The following is a 25,389-nucleotide window of genomic DNA, read 5'->3' as shown; positions in this document are numbered from 1 at the left end:
CCTAATTTACCGACTTTTTGCATGAGGTTTTTGCACAATTTGGGGTCATTCGGATTCGACGCATGTTCGGTGGCTATGGTGTTTATCACCATGATTTGATGTTTGGATTAGTCGCGGACGAAATTCTGTATCTCAAAGCAGATGCTTTAAGTCGTCAAACCTTTGAGAAGTTTGGACTACCTCCTTTTGAATTTGATCGGGAGGGTAAAGCCATTAAAATGTCTTACTACCAAGCACCTGATGAAATTTTTGAAGATTTTGAACAAGCTGCACAGTGGGCAAGACTTGCTTATGCTGCGGCAACCAGAGCGCAAAAGCCCAAAAAGTAGACGTCTCACCTTTTAAATTTAGTGGCTGCACGCTCATCCTTAATCGCTATGGGAGTGTATTGTCATGTTAATCCTAGCCATCATTATTGTCATTATTGCGGTCGTACTGCTCTTTGCGGCGACCAAGCCGGATACTTTCCAACTACACCGTTCCATCCGCATCAGCTCCCCGCCTGAACGAATTTTCCCACTCATCAATGATTTCCACCAATGGCAGTCTTGGTCACCGTGGGAGAACATTGATCCAACCATGATCCGTACTTTTGACGGCACCCCAGGAGGCTTAGGCACGATCTATAGCTGGGTAGGTCAGGGTAAAGTGGGCGCAGGCCGGATGGAAATCACGCTATCTAAGCCTTTTGATCAAATCATTATTCAGCTCGACTTCCTAAAGCCCTTCGAAGCACATAATGTTGCAGAATTCAGCATCGTGAATCTGGGTGACTCAACCGAAGTAACCTGGGAAATGCGCGGGCCAAGTCCTTTTATCGCGAAAGTGATGGGATTATTCTTCAACATGGATCGCGTGGTGGGCAAAGACTTTGAAACGGGACTCAGTAATATCAAAGCCATTGTTGAAAAAGCATAACAACGATCCCACTCTACGACCTTCATTTTCCAAGAGTCTTGTCTAAATCCAAATGACTCAGATTTTAAACGTAGAAAACCTCTAGCCTGTATTTAGACTAGAGGTTTTCAATAAAGCAGAGGGGACGAAACGATCAGAATTGATAGTTGATCGCAAAGATTACCTTATTATTCGTCAGCACCTTCACCAACACGGCGACGGAATTTCTGACCAGCGCGGAAAGTCACTACACGACGTGCAGAAATTGGAATCTCTTCGCCAGTCTTTGGGTTACGACCTGGACGTTGGCGTTTATTACGCAATTCAAAGTTACCAAAACCTGATAACTTAACCACTTCACCTGAAATTAAGGATTTAGAAATTTCAGCAAAAAAGAGTTCAACCAATTGCTTGGCTTCACGTCGATTGATGCCTGTCTTTTCACTTAAATTATCTGCCATTTCGGCTTTAGTTAGTGCAGTCATGATGCCCTCAAAGTTGCGCCATAGGTATGAGACAGCGCCTCAACCACACGCTGCATCCCATCTTTAATTTCCGTATCTTCTAGAGTGCGCTCTGGGTGTTGCCACAATAAAGCAAATGCAAGCGAACGCAATCCAACATCAACACCTTGCCCTGTATATTCATCAAACAACCAGACTTTGGTCATCGAGTCTCCAGCCACAGCAGCAATCGTTGTTTGAATCTGGCTGACCTGAATACTATCACTAATTAAAACAGCAATATCACGCCTAACTGAAGGAAAACGTGATAATTCTGTAAACTTGGACACCTGTGGCGCTGTCAAAGGGGCGATATCCAGTTCCGCAACCCACGTCACCCCTAAATCTAGGCTGTCTTCTAACGAGGGGTGCAAACGTCCAAGATATCCAATAGTTATGCCATGCTGGATAATTTCTGCACTTTGTCCCGGGTGAAGCCACGGACGTGTCGATTTGATGAAACTAACGCCGATTCTTCCAGAAAGCAAGACTTGTGAAACATCTGCTTTAAAATCATAAAAATCCATCTTCGGTTTGGCTTCGGTCCACTGCTCTGGAACCCGTCCACCTGTCGCAATTAACGCAAGCGTTGGAATCTGTTGTAATTCACTGATCTCTTGCGCAGCATTTGGCACAAAGCGTAAGCCAGTTTCAAAGAAACGCACCCGGTTTTGCTGACGATTGAGATTGTATTGTACACAAGGGATGAGACTCGACAGTAAGGTCGTGCGCATGACACCCAATTCGCTAGACATCGGATTAGCAAGATGCAGTGGGTTAACGTCTGGGTTTAAAATGCGCTCAAGCTTCTCATCGACAAAACTAAAGCTGACCGCCTCTTGATAGCCCAAAGTAACCAAAGTCTGACGCAATGCTTGCGTACTTAGACGATCTTCGGTTGGAATCAAGGTCATCGGTTGAACCGGAAACTTCACCGGAATATTGTCATAACCATAAATTCGCGCCACTTCTTCACTCAGATCTGGGGCAATACTCATGTCAAAACGATGTGATGGCGGCGTTGCGTTCCAGCCGTTCTCATTGCCCGTAACTTGCAAGCCTAGGCTCAGCAATGTATGCAAGACAAAATCAGCCGTGACTTCAAAGCCTAGTAAGCGCTGAACTTGTCCTAGGGTGAAATAAATCGGAGCGCGCTTCGGCAATGCCGCCACTTGCTCAACCACAGTCACTGGACCCGCATGACCACCTGCGAGTTGTAAAATCAATGTAGTGGCTCGCTCGATCGCAGGCAAGGGCAACTCAAAATCCACACCGCGCTCATAACGATGTGATGCATCGGTATGCAGGCCATAACGGCGTGCACGACCAGCCAAAGCCAACGGCTCAAAGAAGGCACTTTCAAGAAAGATATCGGTTGTCGCATCCGTCACACTAGAGCGTAAACCACCCATGACCCCTGCCATGGCAACGGCACCTGACTCATCACAAATCAGTAAGGTATCGTTATCAAGCGTCACTTCTTGATCATTGAGTAGCGTCAGCTTCTCACCTGCTTCAGACACACGAACAGAAATACCCCCTTGAAGAGTATTCGCATCAAACGCATGTAGCGGTTGACCCAATTCAAGTAGGACATAATTGGTAATGTCAACCAGTACACTATGGGTACGCACACCTGAACGTACTAAAGCATCTGCCATCCACGTCGGTGTCTTGGCTTGTGGGTTGATGCCTGTGATCACGCGACCTGCATAACGTGGACAGCCATGACGCTGTACATCATCCGCAATCTGGATCGAAAGCTTGCGATCTGAAGTAACAGGGGCAATGGCGATAACGGGTTCATTCACGGTCAGACTATTAATGACGCCCAGTTCACGAGCAATGCCCTTCACACTCAAACAGTCGCCACGATTTGGTGTAATGCCAAGTTCCAGAATACGATCATCGAGTTTAAGGTACTCACGAATGTCCACACCAATCGGCGCATCACTCGGTAGCAGCATCAAGCCATCAACACCATCATCCAAGCCAATTTCAGTTGCACCGCACAGCATGCCTTGTGAATCAACACCGCGCAGTTTACTCGGTTTGATTTTAAAATCTTTCGGCAATACGGCACCGATCAGCGCCACGGCAACTTTTAAACCGACCGCCACATTGGGTGCACCACAGACGATCTGCAAGGGTTCACCATTATTCACGCTCGCGCCAGCATTGACCGTCGTTATACGCAAACGGTCTGCATCTGGATGCTGCACGACTGTCAACACCTCACCGACGACAACGCCATGGAAAAAAGGCGCGACCGACTCATTGCTGTCAATTTCAAGGCCAGCCATCGTCAATTGATGGGCAAGCGCTTCACTATCTACGGCAGGATTAACCCAACTGCGCAACCAACTTTCACTGATTTTCATGCTTGCACCTCAACTGACTGGACTGTGGATGGTTCTGGCTCAGTAGAAAAAGTTGGCACTGCAAATTGTCGCAAGAAACGCACATCATTTTGATAGAACATCCGCAAATCGTTGACTTGATAACGCAACATGGCAAAACGCTCAATGCCCATGCCAAACGCAAAGCCGGTATATTTCTCAGGGTCGATATTGCAGCTCTTCAGTACATTCGGATGCACCATGCCACAGCCCAACACCTCAAGCCAGCGACCATGCTCATTCATGATGTCCACTTCAGCACTCGGTTCAGTGAAGGGGAAATAAGACGGGCGGAAACGAATCGTCAACTCACGCTCGAAAAATACATTCAGGAACTGCACGATTAAACCTTTCAACTCGGCAAAGCTGGTGTGCTCGGTCACAACCAGACCTTCGATCTGATGGAACATCGGCGAGTGCGTCTGGTCTGAGTCGCAGCGATAGACACGACCTGGGCAGATAATCCGAATCGGTGGCTGCTGTGCCTCCATCGTACGTATCTGAACCGAGCTGGTGTGCGTGCGCAGCAAATGATGCGCATCAAAATAAAACGTATCATGCATCGCACGTGCGGGATGATGACTGGGGATATTCAGGGCTTCGAAATTATGATAGTCGTCCTCGACTTCAGCACCCGACTCAACAGTAAAGCCTGCTTTGACAAAGAACTGACACATCCGCTCCATGACCTGAGTCACGGGGTGGATGCTGCCCGGTTGCTGACCACGCCCCTCTTGGGTAATGTCGATGGTTTCACTGGCGAGCTTGGCATCAAGGGCCGCTTTTTGCAGCAAGGCTTGACGCTGATTCAGGGCATCGTTGATGCTCTCACGGATCGTATGCAGTACCGCGCCTTGCACTTTACGTGCTTCAGGGTCCAGCTTTCCTAAACCCTTGGACACTTCAGCAAGTTGGCTTTTTTTACCAGTAAACTGGACACGGACTTGTTCTAAACTCGCCAAATCATGGGCGGCTGCGATGGCGGTAAGCGCATTGGCAGTTAAGTCTTCTAATGGCACTGCGACAGGCGAGGCATTAGAAACAGCGGAATCTTGTGACATATCATTTCTCGTCATTACTGCTGATCACAGCATTTTGTAAGCGCATGGTGAACCACTAAAAACGGGCTACGAATTCTAACTTAAAATCATCATTTGCGGAGGCTTATCCCCTCAAGAACCCACAAAAACGACAACAAAAAAGCCACCCTTTTCAGGTGGCTTCTTGTTTTGCAACTTAACGATTATTTATAAAACATCATTAAGCAGCGAGCGCACCTTTTGCTTTTTCAGCAATGGCGCTAAATGCAGTCGCATCATGCATCGCGATATCAGCCAATACACGGCGGTCGATAATCACTTCTGCTTTTTTCAGGCCATTGATCAAACGGCTGTATGACAGACCATTCAAACGTGCACCTGCATTGATACGTGCAATCCACAATGCGCGGAAAGTACGTTTCTTTTGACGACGGTCACGGTATGCGTATTGACCGGCTTTCATCACAGCCTGTACGGCTACTTTATATACGCGTGAACGCGCACCGTAGTAACCTTTTGCACGGGCTAGAACTTTTTTATGACGGCGATGAGCCGTTACACCACGTTTTACACGAGCCATTTAATATCTCCTTAAAGGTATGGGCACATACGGCGAACAGCTGCAACGTCACTGACGTGAACCATTACACAACCGCGTAGTTGACGAATACGCTTCGGAGACTTTTTGGTCAGAATGTGGCGTTTGTATGCTTGCTTACGCTTGAAACCATTCGCGGTTTTTTTGAAGCGCTTTGCAGCTCCGCGTTTAGTTTTGAGTTTGATTTTACTCATATCAGCCTCTTTTTTGGAACCCGTTTAGTTACAAGACGCCCAACTGCGTCATGACCTGCGGGTAAGGGAGGCAGGATTATACGGGAAGTGTTTAAGGATTGGAAGTCAATTCACTTGATTTGATAAGGCTGCGATGTTAAAAATCAGATTTATTCAAATACCTTGAGGTTAAACCCTTGTCTATTAAATGGTCTGACCTGCATTTCAAACCAAATGATGAAACAATACAACAAATTGTCTCATCATGGGCGTGGCTTTTACCTGAGTCTTTTACACCAATCCTGTTTTCTATCATGGGCGACATGTTTTTCCAAAGCGATTCATCCGAAGTGCTTTGGTTAAATACAGGAACAGGTGAAATTACACCTGTCGCCAACTCTGTCGATCATTTCAACGAATTGTTGAACTCAGAAATTGCAGATGAATGGCTAATGCCATACTTGGTAGAGCAACTGCATGAGGCTAGAAAAATTCCAAATGAGGATCAATGCTATACCTACGTCACGCTGCCAGTCTTTGCAGAAGGGAAATATACCATTGAGAACCTTAATGCCGTGCCTGCTCGCGAACACTTTGCAATCACTGGCCATATACTCAAGCAAATTCAAGAATTGAAAGATGGCTCTCAAGTGAAGATTGTTATAACGGATTAAAACAAAATGACTCCATCATCATAGAAATACAGAAAATAGCCCTCTCAGCTATCGAAAAAATAAAGGGAGAACTACTGTTCGTAAAAATAACAGCTGTTCTCCCTTTAAACTCTACACATTGATTAAGGCTTAAGAGCAAACCCCTTAATCACCTCTTTAATCATCGCCGCCGTCTCAAGCGGTCTCTCCAGCGGAAACATATGCCCGCCGTCACTCAAGGTATACGGAATCCCTTGCTGCCTCTGCAAACGCTGCGGAAAGCCGCGACCATAGAACTGACTGTCACGTCCTGCAATCATATGGGCAGGCACTTTGGGTGCACGGCGCGGAGATAACCAGAACCATGACGGGTTGGTCTGAAAAATCTTTACCTCGACACTCTTCGGGATAGTCAGCGTCACACCACCATCAGGGGCATCCTTGAGGCCATACTGGATATAGGCATCAAAGCAATCCTGATCAAAGGCTGAAAATAGCCCACGACCACGCAGCTTTTCAGCGGCTTGCTCACGGCTATCCCAATGATCTCGTCTGCGACTCGACAGTGCTGCTGGCGTCCGCTTATCGTAGGCAGTTGGCGCAAAAGTCTTAGCCAAGTGCATACCTAACGAATACAGACCGTTGATCAATGGCGGGTCCAACATCACCAGACCACTCATCAGCTCCGGCACCTTATACGCCGCCATATAACTAAGTAGTCCACCGAGTGAATGACCCAGCGCAATGACGGGACGACAATTCCCCTCTGCATCCACAGATTGACGCTGAATGCTATCAATCAACTGGTCACGAAGATTGGTCCAATGATCATTGACTGGGAAACGTGGATCCACACCAATTAACGGTAAGGTTACGACATCAAAACTACCGCCAGCTTCATCACGCAGTGCTGCAAAAATCTTTTCATACACTGCGGATGGAATACCATTGGCATGGGCAAAGTGAATCAAAGGTTTCATCGCGTTACTCATTTTAGTCTCATTTCAGTGATGCTTGCGAATTCATGTCACTGACAGACGATTTCAATGATGCACCGATGCCTACACCCAAGGTCGTACCTAAACGTCCCATGATTTTTTCAAGAGAACTGCGGTCTACGCTATAGTCTGCAGTATCTTTAAGTTTTAATTCGCGTTTCAGGCTATCGACGCTACCCGCCTTATCCGCCAAACCTAAATTAATCGCCTGCTCACCGCTCCAGAACAAACCAGAGAAGGTATTGGCATCTTCTTTTAAGCGCTTACCACGGCCCTCTTTCACCGCAGCAATGAAGTGCTGATGCACATTATCCAGTACACCTTGCACATGTGCTTTTTCAAAAGGATCTAGCGGCTTGGTCATGCTCAAGATATTCTTGTGCGCGCCTGCGGTCATGGTGCGATCTTCAACACCCAATTTCTGAGCCAGACCGGTTACGCCGTAGTTCGGCATAATCACTCCGATCGAACCCACGAGACTTGATGGGTTGACATAGATTTCATCTGCCGCAGAAGCAATATAGTACGCACCAGAGGCGCCCATATCACCAATCACTGCGTAGACTTTCTTGTCTTTATGCAGTTCACGCAGGCGGCGAATTTCTTGCCAGATCTGATCGGATTCAACAGGTGAACCACCGGGTGAATTGATATTCAAAACGATAGCTTTGCTTTGTGAAGCATCAAATGCTGCATTCAATGCGGTGATGATGTCATCACTGTTGGCTGGCTTGCCTTCACCGATTTCACCTGTAATATCGACAATGCCCAAATGCGGGCTGGTATTCACAGCAATATTCTCTTCCTTGCCACAGCTTTTCGCCAAAGCAAAAAAGAACAGTAGAAAGAAAAAGAAGGTCGTCAGTTTGAAGAAGATACTCCAGCGTCTAGCACGGCGCTGCTCTTCAATGGATGCCAGTAGTGTTTTTTCCAAAATCCGCCACTCTTGACCTGCAAGCTGCGGATGAGGTGGTTGTGGATCTGGAGTTTGCTGCGGAGTATTTGGATTCGGTGGCCAACTAGACATGAAACAACCTTTTATATGATGCGGTGTACGCGAATTTAGACATTAGCCATACCTTGCTATAAATGCAAGGAAATGTCTATGCCGATCCGGTTACTCATTCGGTTAAATGATTGCCTGCGTATATTTTATTGAAGGGTTTAAAGGTATGAATACCTCAGATGTGTTAAGTTCTGTTTTTAAGATCTTTTTATAATGCGCAAGGCACGCAAAGTTGACCCTTAAATCCAGACTCCTTTAAAATGGGCCACGCTGAAATAAATAAACCATTATATAAAAGCCAATGTTATGACTAGCAAAGAACGCCAAACCCCACTGTTATTTATTTTGAAATTTTTCGCATGGCTTTCCATCGGATCATTACAAGCTTTTGCACGTGGCGTTGCTGGCATTGCCATGTGGTTTCCCAATAAAGGCGTGGTCTGGACCGTCCGTCGTAATCTACTCATCGCCTTCCCAGAAAAATCTGAAGAAGAACGACTTGCACTCGCGGCTGCATCACTGCGCTCACAAGCCATGAGTATGCTGGAGTTTATCAAGAGCTGGGGCAATCCGCCTGAGTTCAGTGTGAGTCAAATCAGAACCGTACATGGCGAAGACATCTTTTTAGAAGGATTAAAAAATCCCAAAGGATTGATTGGAGTCATCCCACATTTTGGTACTTGGGAAATGATGAATCCATGGGTGAATCAGCATACTGCACCCACGATCATGTACAAACCTGCGGATGATCCTTCGCTGGATGCCTTTGTGTTAGCAGCGCGTAGTCGCCTGCAGGCAACATTGGTTCCGACCGATGAACGTGGCGTACGCGCTCTATTTCGCACCTTAAAACAAGGTGGCTTTAGCGCAATCCTACCGGATCATGTGCCGGATGAGTCAGGTGGCATTCTCTCAAAATTCTTCGGTCATCAAGTTCTAACGACTACACTAGTTTCACGTCTAGCCCAAAAGACGGGTTGCGGAGTCGTTATGATGTCCTGTGTCCGCTGTGCGGATGGTGATGGCTTTGATATTTACTTTGAGAACCTACCTGACTCGATCCGCAGTTCCGATTTACAAACTTCCGTAGATACACTGAATCACGCCGTGGAAAGTCTCATCCGACGTGATCCAATCCAGTATCAGTGGGCGTACAAGCGCTTTAAAGATGCTCCGCATTTTGCAGGAATTTACCAGAAAACTGATGCGGAAGTCCGTCAGATCCTGATTGATAAAGCATCCATTTAAATCCAAGCTTTGGGATTAGCGCTTTAACCAGATGTATTGATCTCGATAGCGGGAGAGATCGAAATGGTCTTGACCGCCTAGATCAATGGTCAGCGTTCCTCCTGTCACGGTAGATTCGACTGCAATATTTTTTGCTTTGAGTCGGGCGATGATCAGATCCGAAGGATACTTTTTACTGAAAACTCCTGATGAATAGACAGCAAGCTCCGGCGCAACCGCATTAATAAATGAGTCCGAACTGGCCCGATTCGAACCATGATCACCCAGCAGCAAGACATCAGCAGCAAGTGACTTATTTTCCGCGATTAATCGTGACTCCACATCAAAACCAGCATCGCCCATCAAGAGCATAGATACCCGATGATTTTGCATCAACGGGGCGGTGATCTTTAGCACACAACTTTGGTCTTTGTCGTCGATCACATTCCAATTCGGCCATGGTGCCAGAATATCAAAATCCACTCCATCCCATTGCCAGTGCTGACCACTCTGGCATAGCTCGGTAGGTACAGTAAGTAGCGCTTTACTGCTACTCACATGATCTACAGGTAACTTCGCAAGGATTGCAGCCAAACCGCCGTTATGCTCATAGTCCGCATGACTAATCATGATCCGATCAAGGTGAAAAAGTCCCGCTCCGGATAAGGCTGGAAGTACCACACGCTCTCCCATTCCTTCCCGTGCTTCGGCACGCTTGGCACCCGTATCAAATAACATGGCATGCTTTGGGGTTTGAATCAGAACAGCCAATCCCTGTCCCACATCCAATACCTGCACTTTCACTGGTGCATCATGCTGCGAACCAAAAAGCGGTCTACTCATCCACATCGGCAGAAAACAAATGGCGAGGCAAGGCAAAACTAGTCCTCGCGGAATACTTCCGCGCGGCATCAATCCAACGAGCATTACTACCGCCAATGCGGCAAGTCCGATCGGCGTGAGCGTTAGAGAAAGAACCTTCACAGGTAAGATCAGCAGCAATGCATGCAACTGCTCTAGCAGCCACGCTGCCAAAATCCAAATCGCATCGGCAAGACCGGACCATACAGGCAGAATGAACAAGGCCATAAATGCCAAGGGGACGATCAATAAACCAATCAGCGGAATTGCGATCAAATTCACCAGAATGGAGAGCACAGGAATCTGGTGAAAAAATGCGAGCGTCACCGGAATCAATAAGAGAAACATCGCTGTTTGCAACTTCAGTAAACCTTTTACATGCTGCAAAGCGCGCTGCCAGCGATGACCAGTAACAATCGGCTGCTGAACCCAACTGATTAAAATCGCGGTTGCGACAAAGGACAGCCACAAGCCGCTTTGATAGATCGCCAATGGGTCAATCAATAGCGTCAGTGCCAATGCCATTAGCAAAATATAAACGGTTGACCAGCGCTTGCGAAACAATGCCAGACCAGTTGCAATACAAACCATCAGCACGGTTCTCTGAGCAGGAACTCCCCAGCCTGCGAGAAGGGCATAGAGCACAACCACTGTAATCACAACGGGGATAAGCAAGATACTGCGAGGCACTTTTAAATAAAGCAATGGACGAATATTCAGAATACTCTGCATCACCCACGCCATCATCAACGCTGCAAGTACGACATGAGGGCCTGAAATGGCCATCAGATGACTAATCCCCGTCTGCTGATAAAGCTGACGCAAATCAGGATCGATTAAGGCACGATCACCCGTCAACAGTGCGAGCAGCACTGCCCGAGCAGGTGAATCCAGCATCGATAAATGATCGTGCAAATGCTCACGCAATCGATCAATCCGATCTAAAGGCAATCGTATGCCACCCGCTTCGGAGTTGATGAGCGTTGCCGACTCCAATGACCCTGTTGCACCGATATGCTCAGTGAGTAGCCATTGCTCCTGATCAAATGCCGCAGGGGACGCAATGCCATGGGGTGGAGTAAGTTTGACCCTGACGCGCCAAAGTTCGCCTGCCTGTAAATTTGCAATAGGGCGGCGCTGCTCATTGGAAATAGAAAACTTAGGATAGAGTAGCCAGCGTTTAGGAATATTAGGCTGTGGATCAACAACTTCCACGACTTGTCGCCAATTTTCATCCACGCCATCACTAATGCCCATGACACGAACAACCGTTTCAACGGTTTGCGGTGTTTTCAGTCGATCATCTAATGCGGTTTGCAGGGTAAGCTGGGCATAGCCTAGACCAAAACCAAACGTCGCCAACATGGATAATGCACAGAACAATAATGATCGCTTGCGATGATATCGGGTCCAGAATATGGTGGGAACAGCGAGAAGACCTGACCAAATCCATACAGAACTGGCGGTCGGGTATACGATTGCCGTCATGACACCCATGACGAAAGCAACTAGAATAAAAGTGAATAAATTCAGTTGAACGACATCAATTGCCTGTTTTTCATCCATAATATCGATCGTTCAACGCATCCTTTAATAAAAAGTCATCATAAAGTGTACTGATATTTGTTATGGTACTTATAGAACAATTGATGACGCCGTTGAAGAGGTCTTGCCTGATAACTTCAGCATAAACCAGATTATCGCAAATCTCCTAGAACCAAGAGTCACATGCCCAAAAAATTTATCCGACGTTACATTCCGACCCCTGAACGAATCGCAGCGCTTCCCGGCATACATCGACTTGGCTCTAGAATTACCGACCCAAACCTATGGCATATTAATCGCCGATCGATAGCCGGAGCGATGTTTTGGGGCATTGTGTGTGCTTGGATTCCGCTCCCCTCACAAATGCTGATTGCTGCTGCGTGCGCAATATTATTTCGCGTGAATCTGCCGCTTTCAATCGCGCTAACTTGGATCTCTAACCCCTTTACCATGCTGCCGATTCTCTACTCCAGTTATTGTATCGGCTCTTTGATCTTTGGTGTGCCCATGTTGGACATCACGCAGATTAAACACATCATCATTCAGTTGACCACCAGCCTCTTCGGGGACTCTGCAAGTGCAGTCCCCACTCAATATCACTTCAATCTCGGTGCACTGCTAGTCGGTTTATTGATTGAAGCCGTAGTGCTGGGAGCGATTGGTAATATTCTGGTGAAGCTATTATGGCGCTGGCATGTGGTTCGAGACTTACGCGAGCGACAAATTCAGCGGAAACAATACCGCCAAGATCAGGGAAAATCATAAAAAAAGAGCTGCTCATGCAGCTCTTTTTGATATCCAGCGGACTCTAGCTTAACCAGCGCCCATCCTGCATATGCATAATACGATCTGCAGCACCTGCCAACGACTCATCATGAGTCACTACCAGCAGGGCCATGCCTAAATCTCGGCGCAGATCCCCAAGCAAAGCCAGAATATCAGTCGCGGTTTTACGATCCAGATTCCCCGTGGGCTCATCTGCAAGAACCACCGAAGGACGAGTAACCAGCGCACGCGCCAATGCCACGCGCTGGCGCTCACCGCCTGACAGCTCGCCCGGTTTGTGATCCAAGCGATGACCAAGCCCAACCTTCTTCAGTAATTCGATCGCTTGACTACGCGCCTCATCCACATGAACATCTCTCCGAAAAAGCAGCGGCATCGCGACATTCTCAACAGCGTCAAACTCGCCCAGCAAATGATGAAACTGATAGACAAAGCCCAAAGACTTGTTGCGCACATCACCCCGTTTGGTTTCATTCATGGCAGAGAGGAGCTCACCATGCACACGCACTTCGCCAGAGGTTGGCAAATCTAGACCACCCAATAGATGCAGCAGCGTACTCTTGCCAGAACCACTGGAACCAATGATCGAAACGAACTCACCAGCCTGTACGGATAAATCAAGATCGTGTAAAACCGTCACACTATTTTTACCTTCATTGAAGGTCTTGGACAGTTTAGATGCAGCAAGTACGGGCAAAACATTTTGTTGATTCACAGTCAAATCATCCACCTTGGATTCATAATTTTGCTGAGCATTGCCAATTAAACTACTCATATCGTAGTGCCTCAGCCGGTTGGACTCGAGCCGCACGAAGCGCTGGATAAATGGTTGCGATGAAACTGAGCACTAAAGAAACGCCGACAATAAGTGCAACATTCGTCCAACGTAACTCTGAAGGTAGATAGTTGACAAAATACGCATCGAGTAGATGCAATCCAAAAAAGTTATTAAGCCAAGTTAAAAATGGACTAATGCCTAGCGCAATACCAATGCCAAGTAGAGTCCCAGAAAAGGTTCCGACAGCACCGATCACAAGGCCTTGAACGACAAAAATTCGTGTTATTGTTTTTGGTGAGGCTCCTAATGTTCGCAGAATAGCAATATCAGCCTTTTTATCATTCACAACCATGACTAAGCTGGAAAAAATATTTAGCGCCGCAACCAAAATAATTAAAGAGAGAATGAGTCCCAGCATTGTCCTTTCCATCTGTATTGCTGAGAACAAATTTCCCTGTGTTTGAGTCCAATCGGAGGCATAAAATCCGCTTGGAAGCTCTCGCGCAAAATCATTAGAGATTTCACGGGCTGAAAAAAGGTCATCTAACTTCAAACGCACGCCTTGCGCACCATCGGGCAAACGCAATAATTTTGCGGCATCATTAAGCGCGATATAACCTAGGCTGGAGTCCATTTCTGCACCGACGCTAAATATCCCAACAATCGTAAATCGTTTAAATCGCGGCACAACCCCAGCAGGTGAAGCCGTAGCCTCTGGCAACACTAATGTCACCTTATCCCCTTTCATTAAACCTAGGTTATCAGCCATAGTCTTGCCGATCACGATGCCAAAACTGCCATCGGTTAAAGCATCTAAAGAACCTTCCGTCATATGGTTTTGAACGATCGATACATTCTTTTCAAGATCAGGCTCAATTCCACTGATCACAACACCCGCAACTTGCCCTTGAGCGGTTAACATGCCCTGAACTTGCGTAAATGGCGCAGCTCCAATCACATGGGGTTGTTGTTTAGCTTTAGCCACAAGTAACTGCCAATCTGGAATAATCTGGTTAGAAGAAACTGTAGCCTGCGGGATCATGCCCAGAATACGGTTTTTCAGTTCACGATCAAAACCATTCATAACAGACAATACTGTAATGAGAACGGCAACACCCACCATAAAGCCTATAGTCGAAATAAGGGCAGTAATGGAAATAAATTTATTGCTCCGCCTTGCGCGGGTATAACGCAGACCAACAAATAACGACACAGGTTTGAACATACGCAAGTTCCAGCATACAAAATAACAATGAACGCGAAGATAAACGCGGGGAAGAATGATTTATTCTAATACATCGCTAGAATACCTGATAGAAAATGCTAGATATGTATGAATTAATTACATATGATTGCTGATAAGTTGATCTTGTTAAATGACGTGATCAATGTGAAACTACAGGTGCAGTACCCATCGTACTGGGTGTAGAAAATTTGCAAGCCATAAGAAGACAAGATGTTTGATATTTGTCCGTAAAAACTTGATAATAGTGATGTATTACTCACTTTTGATATGTTACTTTAAACATTACAAAATTTGTAAATAAACAAGGCTGGCGATTAAGCACCGCTTCAGACTGATATTGGTAAGGATACCAAGAAAATTGGCGATGCACTTGCCAGAGCATAATAGGATGTTATATGGAAACTACGACGACTCATCACATTGGCGACAACTTAAGCCCAGAGCATACTGAGCGCCGTTTGCTATCACGCATTAATGACACCTTACGCATCAACTATCAGTTGATTACGCGCACCAGTGCCATGATTGATCCTTATGACTCTGAATTCGCAATTCCACGCTACTTTCTGTTGTTGGCCGAACTGGATGAACTTGAAACCGTCCAGCAAATGACGTTAGATGCACTGGCCGTCCAACAACCTGAAGTTGCACGTGTGCTCGATCTGATGAATAAGAAAATCGCACTACTGACAGGTTCACTTTACGACAGTATGGTCGAATCCCTGCTACCCAGTCCTACCCGCGTCAACATTTCTGAAAGTGGTTTGTCTTTTTACGCCCGTGAGCGCATCCCACCGGGTTCACATATCCACCTGACACTGAGCCACCCCAGCAATGCGTTTCATCTTGCTGCGACCGCACGTACCGTCTATTCAGAAGAAGAAGATCTGGAAGGATTCCGTACCGGTGCCTATTTTATTAGCCTACACCCTCACGATCGGTCCAAGCTTGCGGAATGTATTCAACAAAAAACCATCGACGAAGCCAATTTACGTGAATATCAACTGCCGGAATCATTCAAGGCAGAAGAGTAATGCCCATAGATGCGTATCGAGGCTCTAAGACTCGATACGCAAGTTGGAAAGTCGCTTCAAGCGTTCTTCGCCCGCCACCAATCCGGTGCAAAATAGAGCAATAATCCCACCAATACAATTGCCGCTCCCGTCAGCATCGACCATGTCAGGTGCTCATGGTTGATCCACATCCCAAGCCCCATAGCCAGGATGGGTGTCATAACGGTCGTCAGTGACAACGTTGCAGGCTTTACTCGGCTCACCAAATAGAAATAGCAAAACATAGCCAGCACCGATGCAAACGTTGCACTATAGAGTATCGCGCTGACACATAGCCAACTTGGTATTGCCATAGGTCGTTGCTCCCAGTAAAACGGAATCAAAACCAGCAAACCGATGCCAGATAAGAGTAATGATCCAGTTGTTTGAGCGAGAGAGTGCAGACTGACCCCACCCTCTCGGTTATTTTCATAACGCAACCAAAAGATTGAACCGACATAACAGAGCACGCCAAGCAGCACATAAATAATGCCGACGACGATATTTCCTTGCATTTTTGCTGCGCCAAAAATAGCGGCTAAACCTAAGACCGCAATAAACATCCCCGCCCACTGAATAAAGTTAAGACGCTGCGATTTAAACACTACATGGGCAAAGAAACCCGCCACCAAGGGTGATAGTCCATAGATCAATGAAATTAACCCTGAAGGCAGATATTGCGCACCCAGATAGGTAAATAGCATAGCCCAAAACAGACTAAAGCTTCCCGCTAGATAACAGCGCATTGCCGCTCTATCCATGGGTAATGGCTCTTTGAGCAACCACAACACCCCGCGTGCAACAACGAGTGCCAACAGAAATCGAATCGTGAGTGACCATATCGGGTTTAACTCACGCAGACTCAGTACAACGGACAACGGTGTCGTCGACCAAATCAGGACGAGGCCAAGATAAGCTATCGATGTATTAAAACTTTCTGTGGCATGTCCTGCCTTCAATCCAGAATGGGTTGCGGATGTATCAAGTTCAGCATTCACGGTCTTATCCTAAAGTCACCCATCGCCACAAGCGGGTAATTGATTAAATTGATCTCATCATATAGCGCATCAATATGACAAAATGAGCACAACAAAAAGGCCGCTACATGAGCGACCTTGAGAAATTAGAACCACATATAAATCTCTACAGTCGCTCAGACAAGCCAATACGCGCCTTCACAATGGCGTGAATGGCGGGGACTTGGGCGAGAGAAATCATAAAAATGTTCATGCCTTGATCATGAACGTTTGGTTCAAAATCGTCAATGCTTTATTGAAAATATAAAAAAGCAGCCAAAGAGGCTGCTTTTATCGTGTCACATTAGCAGAACTTTAATGTGCCATAGCAGTTGGGTTTTACATTCTGATTACCGTCCAAAGGCAAGTTTGACAATCCAATGGTTGCCACACTACCTGATAAATTAATCGGTGGTACGGTTGCCGTGAGGTAACCTGAGACTAATGCTTGCAAACCTTGCCCTGTATCGATCGGAGGAATCAGATAAGGGGGACCTGCATTCAACTTTGCACTCAAGATCGTTGCAAGTTGAGGGAATGCTGAGGAAATGTCCACTTTATTCTGGGGATTAAGTACGCCCAAATTAAGAGGGTTTTGCACCGCTAACCACCACCCAGGTTGCGCAATATCATCAACAGGGCGACCTGGATAACGAATCGCTTGACTCTGCAGGGACAAACCTAAGCCATTACCACTGAGCGGCAAATTATGGATGTATCCCAGACCCTCGGAGAAATTAATCTTTACTCCCAAATTTTGAATAGTTGAGGTCATTTGAAATTTAGTGTTGCTCAGACAAATCAAGAATGCTACGCAGACGGTCTGATTAAGATTAACATACAAGCTACCACTACTCGGTGTAATTGGGATATCTGGGACAATTGCATTGGCCACTACAGGGGCTGAAGTAAGGCGTGTCCCCGAAACAGTCGTGGCAACTGTCGTAAATGGGACGTTCATAGAGGGTATAGAGAGCCCTGCCGATTGTGATGGGTCGGTTGTAATCCCCTTGCCGCTACCACAGCCTGTTGTACAAAGTAGAATATTGATGTCGACTTTACCAGTTACCGTTTGACCTGCACCTGTACCAAAGACAGCAGCCTGAGTCTGTGCGGTACCTGTTGACGATGCAATCGGCAAATAACCACTCAAGGTATTAATCCCATTGGCGGTACCGTCATTTTGACCTGTGGTAAGCAGTCCTGCAACACTCTGCGCACCAAGATTGAAGCCTACAATCTGTCTAGTGGATAGCGAAGTCGGATTTTTGATTGCGATTTGAAGAAAAGGATTTGTCAGTGTCGCATCACAACTTGCACGAGCAGCACCGCTGGGACAACTCCCAACACCGGGTGTTCCGCTAAGGCTTAGATTATTAATGTCGATATCACAGCCAGGACCATTCACACCACCACAACCCAGTTGTAAATGTTGAATATTGGCATTGATATCAAGTTTGGCTTGCATACCCACCGTAAAGAAACCAAAGTTTTCAGTATTGCCTGGAGCACCAGATCCTGTTTGAGCAGTATAATTTGTATAAAATGCGGCTTGACCCACGACATTACTCATCGCATCTTCATCCAAAGGACTCATTGCTCGAGCAGAAACAGAGAAAGTAAAGGCAAATAGCCCTAAAACAGACCAAAGACAAACTGAACGTTTTTTTAAAACGCCATAAAATATAGACATTCCAACATCCCTATCGTTGATAACGAATACGTCGCATCCTGCGGCGATTTTTTAATGAACTAAATCATATTCTCTTTAGATCATAACATAACCAACAAAGTCTAAAAGAAAAAAACGACCAACGGGACCACCGGATCGTTTTTTGTCTTTAACAAAACTTCAAGTTTCCATAGCAGTTGGGCGGAAAGCTTTGTGCCGCTAATTGTAAATCCGTCAAAGGGAATGCCACATGAGCATTGGTCAAAGCAACATTGCCTACAGCCAATGCACTACCGCCAACGCAGCCAGTCAATAAATTGCCACAATCGGTAGGATTATTCGTCAGATAATTACTAATTTTAGGAATAACCTGAGCCAAGACTGCATTTGTAATTTGCACTTGCGATGAAGGCGTGACATTACCAATATTGATTGGATCATTAAATGCCATCCACCAACCAGTCTGGGCAACAACAGGTGCTCCAGGCCACATCACATCTTGCTTCTGGAGTGACAGTGAAAATGGATTATTCAGCGGAATACTATGAACAAATCCTAGATTCTCTTGAATGGTTAAATCTGCAATCAATCCAGTGATATTACCCGTAACTTGTTTATTGAGATTCAGCAAACCTGCAACCGTCGCCGTCAGCGGACCTGCAAAATCAATTTGCCCGACATTGGCTGTTCCTGTTAATCCAATACTGCTTAGACGTTTACCATTAACCACTGTCGCATTCGTTGTTAAAGGTGCAGTTGCAGAAGACAAATTGAGTGTATAGTTTGTCGATGAATAGCTCACATTGATACAAGGGTCTAGAAACCCGCCACAAGAATTGGTCAAAAGTGATCCTTTCACTTGACCATTGATCGCTTGATTACCTGTATCGGCATAGGTCATCGACCTTGCAGCCGTCGTTGCAGTACCTGAAGACGCCGCAACGCTCATATAACCACTGAGCGAATTAATTCCATTTGGTGTCGTACTATTTTCGGTACCAGCTGTTAGCAATCCAGTGACATTCTGTGCACCGAGCTGCAACCCTACAACTTCGCGCGTAGCCAGTGTTGTCGGATTTTTAATCGCTAAACGTAGAAATGGATTCGTTAACGTCGCATCGCAACTTGCACGTGCAGCACCCGATGCACATGAACCCGTACCAGGGTTGCCGCTCAAACTTAAATTATTGATATCGATATCACAACCAGGACCATTGACACCACCGCACCCTAATTGCAGGTGTTGAATATTGGTGTTGATATCTACTTTACCCTGAACGCCTAAAGTATAAAAACCAAAATCCGATGCAGTCGACCCTGAACCTGTGCCTGATGGCGCACCATAGCTCGTATAAAAAGCGGCTTGACCAGTTTCCTCTCCTAGAGTTTGATCATCTAAAACCTGCATAGCACTAGTTGGCGTAGCAAAACCCGCTAAAAAACCGCCCATGAAAACAATACTGAGCTTGAATCTCTTAATACTTTCCATTGAATACTCTAATAAATTCCTAGCTCTTTAGCGTAACACTGGGGCAACGGTCAAGTTACTGATAATCTGCCCACCGGTCATCACAATCTTTCCTACAGGGTTTGCACTGCCACCGTTTGGATAGAAGTTCAGCGTCCCCAAGAGCTCTCCACCTGCTACATTTCCTGGGTTAATATTCAATACATTGGTAAATGTACCACTGGTTGCATTAACACTGATTTGACTACCACTTCCGAGTTGTATACGACCCGTAAGACCATCTAATCCCAATGCGGAACCAGAAGGCTCGACCAAGCGAATAAAGCTAGATGCATCACTATTAAGCGTCAAGTCTGCATTCAAACCTAATGCTCCAGTACTCGTTGTGCTTAAACCGATATTATTGGTCGAACTGTTGGTCGCACCTTTTAATTTGACATTTAGACCATACAATTTGTCTTTATTGGCAGGATCAGAAAACTTAGCAAAGTTAGCTGGCTCTGCACCAGGAAGATAACCAGCCGCCAAGTCGCCAGACAAGGCTAGCAGGAAATTAGGCAGGGTTAATTTAATACAGTGGGTCGCGCAAGTTGCATCTGTCGATGTATCATTAATTTGGATGACACCATTTGCCTCTAAAAATAAGTTAATATTTCTCAGGCCGATATACTGCGCTTTTGAGGGTGTACTGGTGTCTGCTAAAAACAAACTGGTGGTCTTTACTTCGGTCGCCGAATTATTGCCCACCTCACCGGTTTGACCATTTGTTCCTTGAGTACTGACAGCCAACGTATATCCCAATGTTGTTGCACTGGCTGCATTTAAGGTCAGATTCGCATTCACATTATTCAACACAGGCATTAGTGCAAAACCTGGGACGGCACCACTGGTGACTCGGCCTACGCCATTTTGATAAAAATAGGTTTGTAGAGGAACACCTTGGATATTCAAACCACGAACACCAATGTATACACTATCTGCAGTAACTGGCTGAGTAAAATCAGCAGCAGTCAAATTAAAGACGTTGACGGGTGTATAGGCAGCTTTCGTGGGTGAACAATCAGACCCTACGGTAAACACACACTGTACGGGCATAGTCAAAGTACTTGCACTGATTAAATTCAAGTAAATATTGCCGCTATCAAATGTGGGGTTCGTTCCAGTAGAAACATTAGAGAATGGTACGAAATTGGTCATTTGAATACCATAACCACTGCTACCAGTCCCTACACCGCCAAACTCAAGTTGAAAGCCCGTCCCGGTTCCATCTGCATTCAGTGCACCAGACTGCACCTGCCCTGTGAGTCTTGCAGCAAGACCTTGATTGCCAACAAGGGCGCCGATGGTATCTTCGTTTGCTGTTGTTCCTTTCGCACCACGAACGTATAGATTGGTATTGAGCACATTCCCAGAAATACCGAGGCGTACTAAACCACCCGCAGTTGGCGAAACGGTATTTAAACTAGAGCCCGATTGTGCAGTCTGCAGCATTAAAGAGGCTTGAATACCCGCGCGCGATGCAGAGGCTGCTTTTAGAGCAATATCACCGCCAAACCGGAGACCATCAGTGGCATCAATCCAGATTCGCCCATTAGTCGAACTAATGTTTGCACGAATATCCGCACCTACGATCTGATTGCCATTTGACGTAAAGAACGTATTGACACCATCTAGCAAGATGGTTACCGATGCAGTACCAGCACTATTAAATAGGCCATTGGTAGTCGCTAAGGCGATTTGAGAATTCTGTGTGGTTTGCAAGCCAAAAGCACCCAGACTATTTGCTGGGCATACCGTCGCGGTACACACCTCAACTCGAGGCGCATAGAAGGTAAAAGGTGCAATATTCAGGTTTAGACTCAAAGCAGGTGTTGTACCGCTGGAACCCGCATTAACTTTAGCGGTGATCAGTGGATTTGTTGTACTGCCTGGCGTTAATGTTACTTGGTTAGCAGCCGAAGCCTGATCCAACTGCAAACGACGAACGGTTCCAGAATTATCGATTTGATCTTCCCAGTAAAGGCTACCAAAGGTAAACTTGTCCGCCTGAACTGTCACAGCTACCCCATCAGCACCTGTCACATCACTTAATGCCTGATCCGATATCGACTCCATGGCATATGCAGTAATACACAGTGTATTCAAAACAGTGATGGCAGAAATGGAGAGCGCTAACTTGGTCATTCTTGCTGATATTTTATTTAGCAAAAACATAGAGCGTACCTCCAACGTTGAGGTTGCCATTCATGGTGACGCCCATGACACCTGTTTCCTTACCAACATCATATGCCGCAGCCGAATAATTCGCAGCAGCCGAGTTCGTATTCTGATAAACAGGTGGAGTTGGATTGCCCCCCACTAAACTGAGATATGAATTTTGATTGTCAGAAGCACTTAGTGTCCCAAAGGACTGATTGCTATTGACCGCAACCCCTAATGTATAGCTGACATTGCGAAACTGAATTGCGGTATTATGCGTCGCATCAGGAAAGGCTACATTGATTGCAATGGCTGACTGAAGCTTACTAGGGTCCCCGCCCTGACTAGTGGGCAACTGAGACAAATCTGCACCGTACAATACAACATTGGGGATGTTGATATAACCATTTAGACCTTTGAATAACAACCAGTTTGGCTGATTATTAAACTGCACACCCAAACGACAAAAAACCACATTATTACCAGCGCAAGCAGGTAACAATGCTCCTGCATTACCCGTACCCGCATTGACTTGATTGATTCGAAGTTCGAGGCCGAGTTGCACGCCTGTAGATTGTCCCTCTACAGCTGCTAACTCTTCATTGGTCAATGTACTTAATGCCGCATGTACTGGCATGATGACCAAACACGACAAAGACAACACTAAACCAGAATAAATACGATTAATCATGGCCATACATCTCCCTATAGACCAGTCAAAGTCATCTTCATGTGATTAATCATCAGCCCGCTAATCGCAGCAGTCCCTAAATTCACTGCGGCACCCGTAGCGCCAGGTGCTTTAAAGGTTACGCCATTAACAGCAGTCCCAGCGATATTGGCACTTCCAGAACCTGCACTGGTGAACATTGCATCGGAACCACCAGGATAAACGGTACTATTCACTGTAACTGGCGTTGGTGATGGATTAGATGCTGTTGCAAAAGGAGTATAAGTACCTGTCAAAGTGACATTACTACTCGTGTTATTAACATAGATATCACCCATAGTGATCGAACTATGAGTTGCAGTAGCAGAACAATTTGCAGAAGAACAGTTGCCAGCATAAGGTGTTAACCCTGTCGCTGAAGCTCCTCCAACACCCGTTGTTGTCGTACAAGTAGGACCTACCCCAGTGCAATCATAGTTAATATAAAACTGATTATATGCTGCAGCGACATTGGGAATTCGTGCAAGCTCAAGCGAGACTTGCCCAGACCCATTACTCGCTAAAATCAAGGGTTGATAATTTAAATTTCCCAATACTAAATTGATATCTGGGTTTTGAATATAAATCCCCTCATAGGGATCAAAATTACCAATTCCGCCCGAGCTAGTTCCTGCCACCGATAGACGAAGCACACCATTTTTCTGACTATTAAAACGTAACTTTCCAGAAAAGCCTAAAGTCTTGGCATAGTCAGAATTACCAGTCAAACTTCCCGAAGTACATGACGAACAATTATCAGTTGGGTACAGGTTAATTTCGGTTCCGTTAATTCCAAAGCCATCCCAAATCGCTTGAATAGGTAAAGCTGGACCTGCAATACCATTTGGACCGGAACCGGTTGTCAAAGCATTGCCAGACATTGCATTCACGCCATCGTATTGCATAATATTCGCCCAGAGTCCCAGTCGAATATTATTTGCACTATAGGCTGGATCACCAACGGTCGATGTAACATTCTTTGGTGCTGCAATTTGTAAATAAGGCAGCCCCCCAGTGATTGGAGTACCATCCAAGCCCACAGCATTTGGCAGATTAGTAGGCTGATTAGTTGTCAACACTTGCAAACTAAATGGATCTAACGCAGTACCCCAATTGATACCCGTTCCGCTAAAAAGCGTATTGTGTGCAGTCGCACCACCAGTCACCAAACCCGAAGTAGGAACGACAACACTACCGCCAGTTGGATTTGCTGTCAAATTATCGTTTTGAGAAATAGATAAACCGTACAAATAGACATCTGTTTTATTCCCGCCTGTAGCAGGACCAATTGGGCTTAAATATATATAACTACCGTATCCACCTGCTGTGCCAGCTGCACCTGCACCAAAGCTACCCTGAGCCACAGATCCGTTAAAATTCCCTGCAACTGATGGCATTTGCAACTCAATACCCTGTGCAAAAAATGCTAAACCCTCACCGGAAGCATCACTCATATCTGCATCACTGGCAGGTTCTAATGCAAAAGCAGGCGCAACAAAAAAAGCCGAGCACAAAGCCAGCACTAATGTGAGTTTAGTTTTTTTTATCTGTTTAACTAATTGGGTGGCCCCAACAGGCAATTGCACAGTCATCACATACTCCATATCGTAGTGCAGTCAGACCACGAACTTATTTTGCCTGACAAATGATCAGACAAACTGCTGTTATTATTCAGTTGTCCTTTCCTGATTTACACAACTTACACTTATAGCCGCATTATGAATTATTTAAAAAAAAATGCAAAAGCCCTAATGTAATAAACCCTATTTAGCGGGATAAATTTAGAACATTTTTGCAATTAAAACAAATACTTAATTAAACATCAGCCTAACAAACCGTTGGTCGGAACATTTAGTAAAAATGAGCACTTCTACTCAAATATAATAATAATAGTTATTAATGTAAGCTAAAGACTACAGTAAACGTAATCTAAAATAGGCATGCATTTATGCCTATTTTTTAGATCATTATTTAAGCCTTCGGTAAAGTAACACCACGCTGACCTTGGTACTTTCCACCACGATCTTTATAGGAAGTTTCACAGACTTCATCAGACTCAAAGAACAGCATCTGGGCAACGCCTTCACCAGCGTAGATCTTTGCAGGTAGATTGGTTGTATTGGAGAATTCGAGTGTCACATGACCTTCCCACTCAGGCTCCAAAGGTGTGACATTCACAATAATTCCGCAGCGCGCATAGGTCGATTTGCCAAGGCAGATCGTCAGTACATTACGCGGAATGCGAAAGAACTCTACCGTTCTAGCCAGTGCGAATGAGTTTGGCGGAATGATACAAACATCTGACTCGATATCCACAAAGCTCTTTTCATCAAAATTCTTGGGATCAATAATGGCTGAATAGACATTGGTAAAAACTTTAAACTCACGTGCACAGCGCACATCGTAGCCGTAACTGGATACACCATAAGAAATCAATTTTTCATTATTCGCGTCATGGCGAACTTGTCCGGCAGCATATGGCTCGATCATGCCATGCTGCTCACTCATCTGGCGAATCCAACGATCTGATTTAATGGACATACACTTCCCTAAAATTGACAAA

At 45.7% G+C, this 25,389-nt stretch carries 22 protein-coding genes and 1 pseudogene; 6 read left to right on the top strand and 17 right to left on the bottom strand.

What is annotated here, in order from left to right:
• Positions 1–17: 17 nt before the first annotated feature.
• Together ACLHG7_RS10575 and ACLHG7_RS10570 are read left to right on the top strand one after the other, a co-directional pair.
• On the top strand, positions 18–329 hold the full coding sequence (locus ACLHG7_RS10575; RefSeq protein WP_410210991.1) for a TfoX/Sxy family protein: 312 nt from the start codon (positions 18–20) through the stop codon (positions 327–329).
• 64 nt (positions 330–393) lie between these two features.
• Positions 394–918, top strand: coding sequence for an SRPBCC family protein (locus tag ACLHG7_RS10570; protein WP_410210990.1), 525 nt, complete (start codon positions 394–396; stop codon positions 916–918).
• A 167-nt stretch (positions 919–1,085) separates the two neighbouring features.
• Here the strand turns inward: ACLHG7_RS10570 and ACLHG7_RS10565 are convergent, their stop codons facing one another.
• From ACLHG7_RS10565 to rpmI, 5 genes and pseudogenes are all read right to left on the bottom strand, one after another.
• Positions 1,086–1,382: an integration host factor subunit alpha gene (locus ACLHG7_RS10565; protein WP_114897987.1), complete on the bottom strand. Its 297-nt coding sequence runs from the start codon at positions 1,380–1,382 to the stop codon at positions 1,086–1,088.
• On the bottom strand, positions 1,379–3,781 hold the full coding sequence (pheT, locus tag ACLHG7_RS10560) for a phenylalanine--tRNA ligase subunit beta (RefSeq protein WP_410210989.1): 2,403 nt from the start codon (positions 3,779–3,781) through the stop codon (positions 1,379–1,381). Before pheT ends, ACLHG7_RS10565 begins: the two co-directional genes overlap by 4 nt.
• 59 nt (positions 3,782–3,840) lie before the next feature.
• Positions 3,841–4,818, bottom strand: a pseudogene (gene pheS / locus ACLHG7_RS10555) (phenylalanine--tRNA ligase subunit alpha); the annotation flags it as partial.
• 241 nt (positions 4,819–5,059) lie between these two features.
• Positions 5,060–5,419, bottom strand: a complete 360-nt coding sequence (gene rplT, locus ACLHG7_RS10550; protein ID WP_114897985.1) for a 50S ribosomal protein L20 — start codon at positions 5,417–5,419, stop codon at positions 5,060–5,062.
• 11 nt (positions 5,420–5,430) lie between these two features.
• Positions 5,431–5,631 carry a 50S ribosomal protein L35 gene (gene rpmI / locus ACLHG7_RS10545; protein WP_114897984.1) on the bottom strand — a complete coding sequence of 67 codons (201 nt, stop codon included), beginning with the start codon at positions 5,629–5,631 and terminating at the stop codon, positions 5,431–5,433.
• A 176-nt stretch (positions 5,632–5,807) separates the two neighbouring features.
• Here rpmI and ACLHG7_RS10540 point away from each other — a divergent pair, with 176 nt between their 5' ends.
• Positions 5,808–6,284, top strand: coding sequence for a T6SS immunity protein Tdi1 domain-containing protein (locus ACLHG7_RS10540; protein ID WP_410210988.1), 477 nt, complete (start codon positions 5,808–5,810; stop codon positions 6,282–6,284).
• A 122-nt stretch (positions 6,285–6,406) separates the two neighbouring features.
• Here the strand turns inward: ACLHG7_RS10540 and ACLHG7_RS10535 are convergent, their stop codons facing one another.
• Entirely contained in the window at positions 6,407–7,243 is an 837-nt protein-coding gene (locus ACLHG7_RS10535; RefSeq protein WP_410210987.1) for an alpha/beta fold hydrolase, read from the bottom strand.
• 19 nt (positions 7,244–7,262) lie between these two features.
• Entirely contained in the window at positions 7,263–8,288 is a 1,026-nt protein-coding gene (gene sppA, locus ACLHG7_RS10530; RefSeq protein ID WP_410210986.1) for a signal peptide peptidase SppA, read from the bottom strand.
• A 312-nt stretch (positions 8,289–8,600) separates the two neighbouring features.
• Here sppA and ACLHG7_RS10525 point away from each other — a divergent pair, with 312 nt between their 5' ends.
• A complete protein-coding gene (locus tag ACLHG7_RS10525; protein ID WP_410211026.1) occupies positions 8,601–9,515 on the top strand; it encodes a lysophospholipid acyltransferase family protein in 915 nt (304 codons plus the stop codon).
• A 15-nt stretch (positions 9,516–9,530) separates the two neighbouring features.
• On the opposite strand, the gene ACLHG7_RS10520 is transcribed toward ACLHG7_RS10525, so the two are convergent.
• A complete protein-coding gene (locus tag ACLHG7_RS10520; protein WP_410210985.1) occupies positions 9,531–11,921 on the bottom strand; it encodes a DNA internalization-related competence protein ComEC/Rec2 in 2,391 nt (796 codons plus the stop codon).
• Between the two features lie 162 nt (positions 11,922–12,083).
• Between ACLHG7_RS10520 and ACLHG7_RS10515 the strand changes: the two genes are divergently transcribed.
• Entirely contained in the window at positions 12,084–12,665 is a 582-nt protein-coding gene (locus tag ACLHG7_RS10515) for a DUF2062 domain-containing protein (RefSeq protein ID WP_410210984.1), read from the top strand.
• Between the two features lie 43 nt (positions 12,666–12,708).
• On the opposite strand, the gene lolD is transcribed toward ACLHG7_RS10515, so the two are convergent.
• Entirely contained in the window at positions 12,709–13,461 is a 753-nt protein-coding gene (lolD, locus tag ACLHG7_RS10510) for a lipoprotein-releasing ABC transporter ATP-binding protein LolD (RefSeq protein ID WP_410210983.1), read from the bottom strand.
• Positions 13,454–14,689, bottom strand: a complete 1,236-nt coding sequence (locus ACLHG7_RS10505; protein WP_410210982.1) for a lipoprotein-releasing ABC transporter permease subunit — start codon at positions 14,687–14,689, stop codon at positions 13,454–13,456. Before ACLHG7_RS10505 ends, lolD begins: the two co-directional genes overlap by 8 nt.
• Before the next feature lie 416 nt (positions 14,690–15,105).
• Here ACLHG7_RS10505 and ACLHG7_RS10500 point away from each other — a divergent pair, with 416 nt between their 5' ends.
• On the top strand, positions 15,106–15,744 hold the full coding sequence (locus ACLHG7_RS10500; protein ID WP_410210981.1) for a PilZ domain-containing protein: 639 nt from the start codon (positions 15,106–15,108) through the stop codon (positions 15,742–15,744).
• Between the two features lie 56 nt (positions 15,745–15,800).
• On the opposite strand, the gene ACLHG7_RS10495 is transcribed toward ACLHG7_RS10500, so the two are convergent.
• From ACLHG7_RS10495 to dcd, 7 genes are all read right to left on the bottom strand, one after another.
• Positions 15,801–16,760 carry a DMT family transporter gene (locus tag ACLHG7_RS10495; RefSeq protein WP_410210980.1) on the bottom strand — a complete coding sequence of 320 codons (960 nt, stop codon included), beginning with the start codon at positions 16,758–16,760 and terminating at the stop codon, positions 15,801–15,803.
• 322 nt (positions 16,761–17,082) lie between these two features.
• Positions 17,083–18,471 carry a hypothetical protein gene (locus tag ACLHG7_RS10490; RefSeq protein WP_410210979.1) on the bottom strand — a complete coding sequence of 463 codons (1,389 nt, stop codon included), beginning with the start codon at positions 18,469–18,471 and terminating at the stop codon, positions 17,083–17,085.
• A gap of 148 nt (positions 18,472–18,619) precedes the next feature.
• A complete protein-coding gene (locus ACLHG7_RS10485) occupies positions 18,620–19,939 on the bottom strand; it encodes a hypothetical protein (RefSeq protein ID WP_410210978.1) in 1,320 nt (439 codons plus the stop codon).
• A 27-nt stretch (positions 19,940–19,966) separates the two neighbouring features.
• Complete coding sequence (locus tag ACLHG7_RS10480; protein ID WP_410210977.1) at positions 19,967–22,102, bottom strand: DUF6160 family protein; 2,136 nt, start codon at positions 22,100–22,102, stop codon at positions 19,967–19,969.
• A gap of 13 nt (positions 22,103–22,115) precedes the next feature.
• Complete coding sequence (locus ACLHG7_RS10475) at positions 22,116–22,808, bottom strand: hypothetical protein (protein WP_410210976.1); 693 nt, start codon at positions 22,806–22,808, stop codon at positions 22,116–22,118.
• 14 nt (positions 22,809–22,822) lie between these two features.
• Positions 22,823–24,418, bottom strand: coding sequence for a hypothetical protein (locus ACLHG7_RS10470; protein WP_410210975.1), 1,596 nt, complete (start codon positions 24,416–24,418; stop codon positions 22,823–22,825).
• A 379-nt stretch (positions 24,419–24,797) separates the two neighbouring features.
• A complete protein-coding gene (dcd, locus tag ACLHG7_RS10465) occupies positions 24,798–25,367 on the bottom strand; it encodes a dCTP deaminase (protein WP_114897967.1) in 570 nt (189 codons plus the stop codon).
• Positions 25,368–25,389: the final 22 nt, after the last annotated feature.

Origin of the sequence: Aquirhabdus sp. (assembly GCF_046462495.1) — a bacterium.
GTDB lineage: Bacteria > Pseudomonadota > Gammaproteobacteria > Pseudomonadales > Moraxellaceae > Aquirhabdus.
Note: the sequence above shows the minus strand (reverse complement) of the source record. Positions and strands in the feature narration are given on the sequence as shown.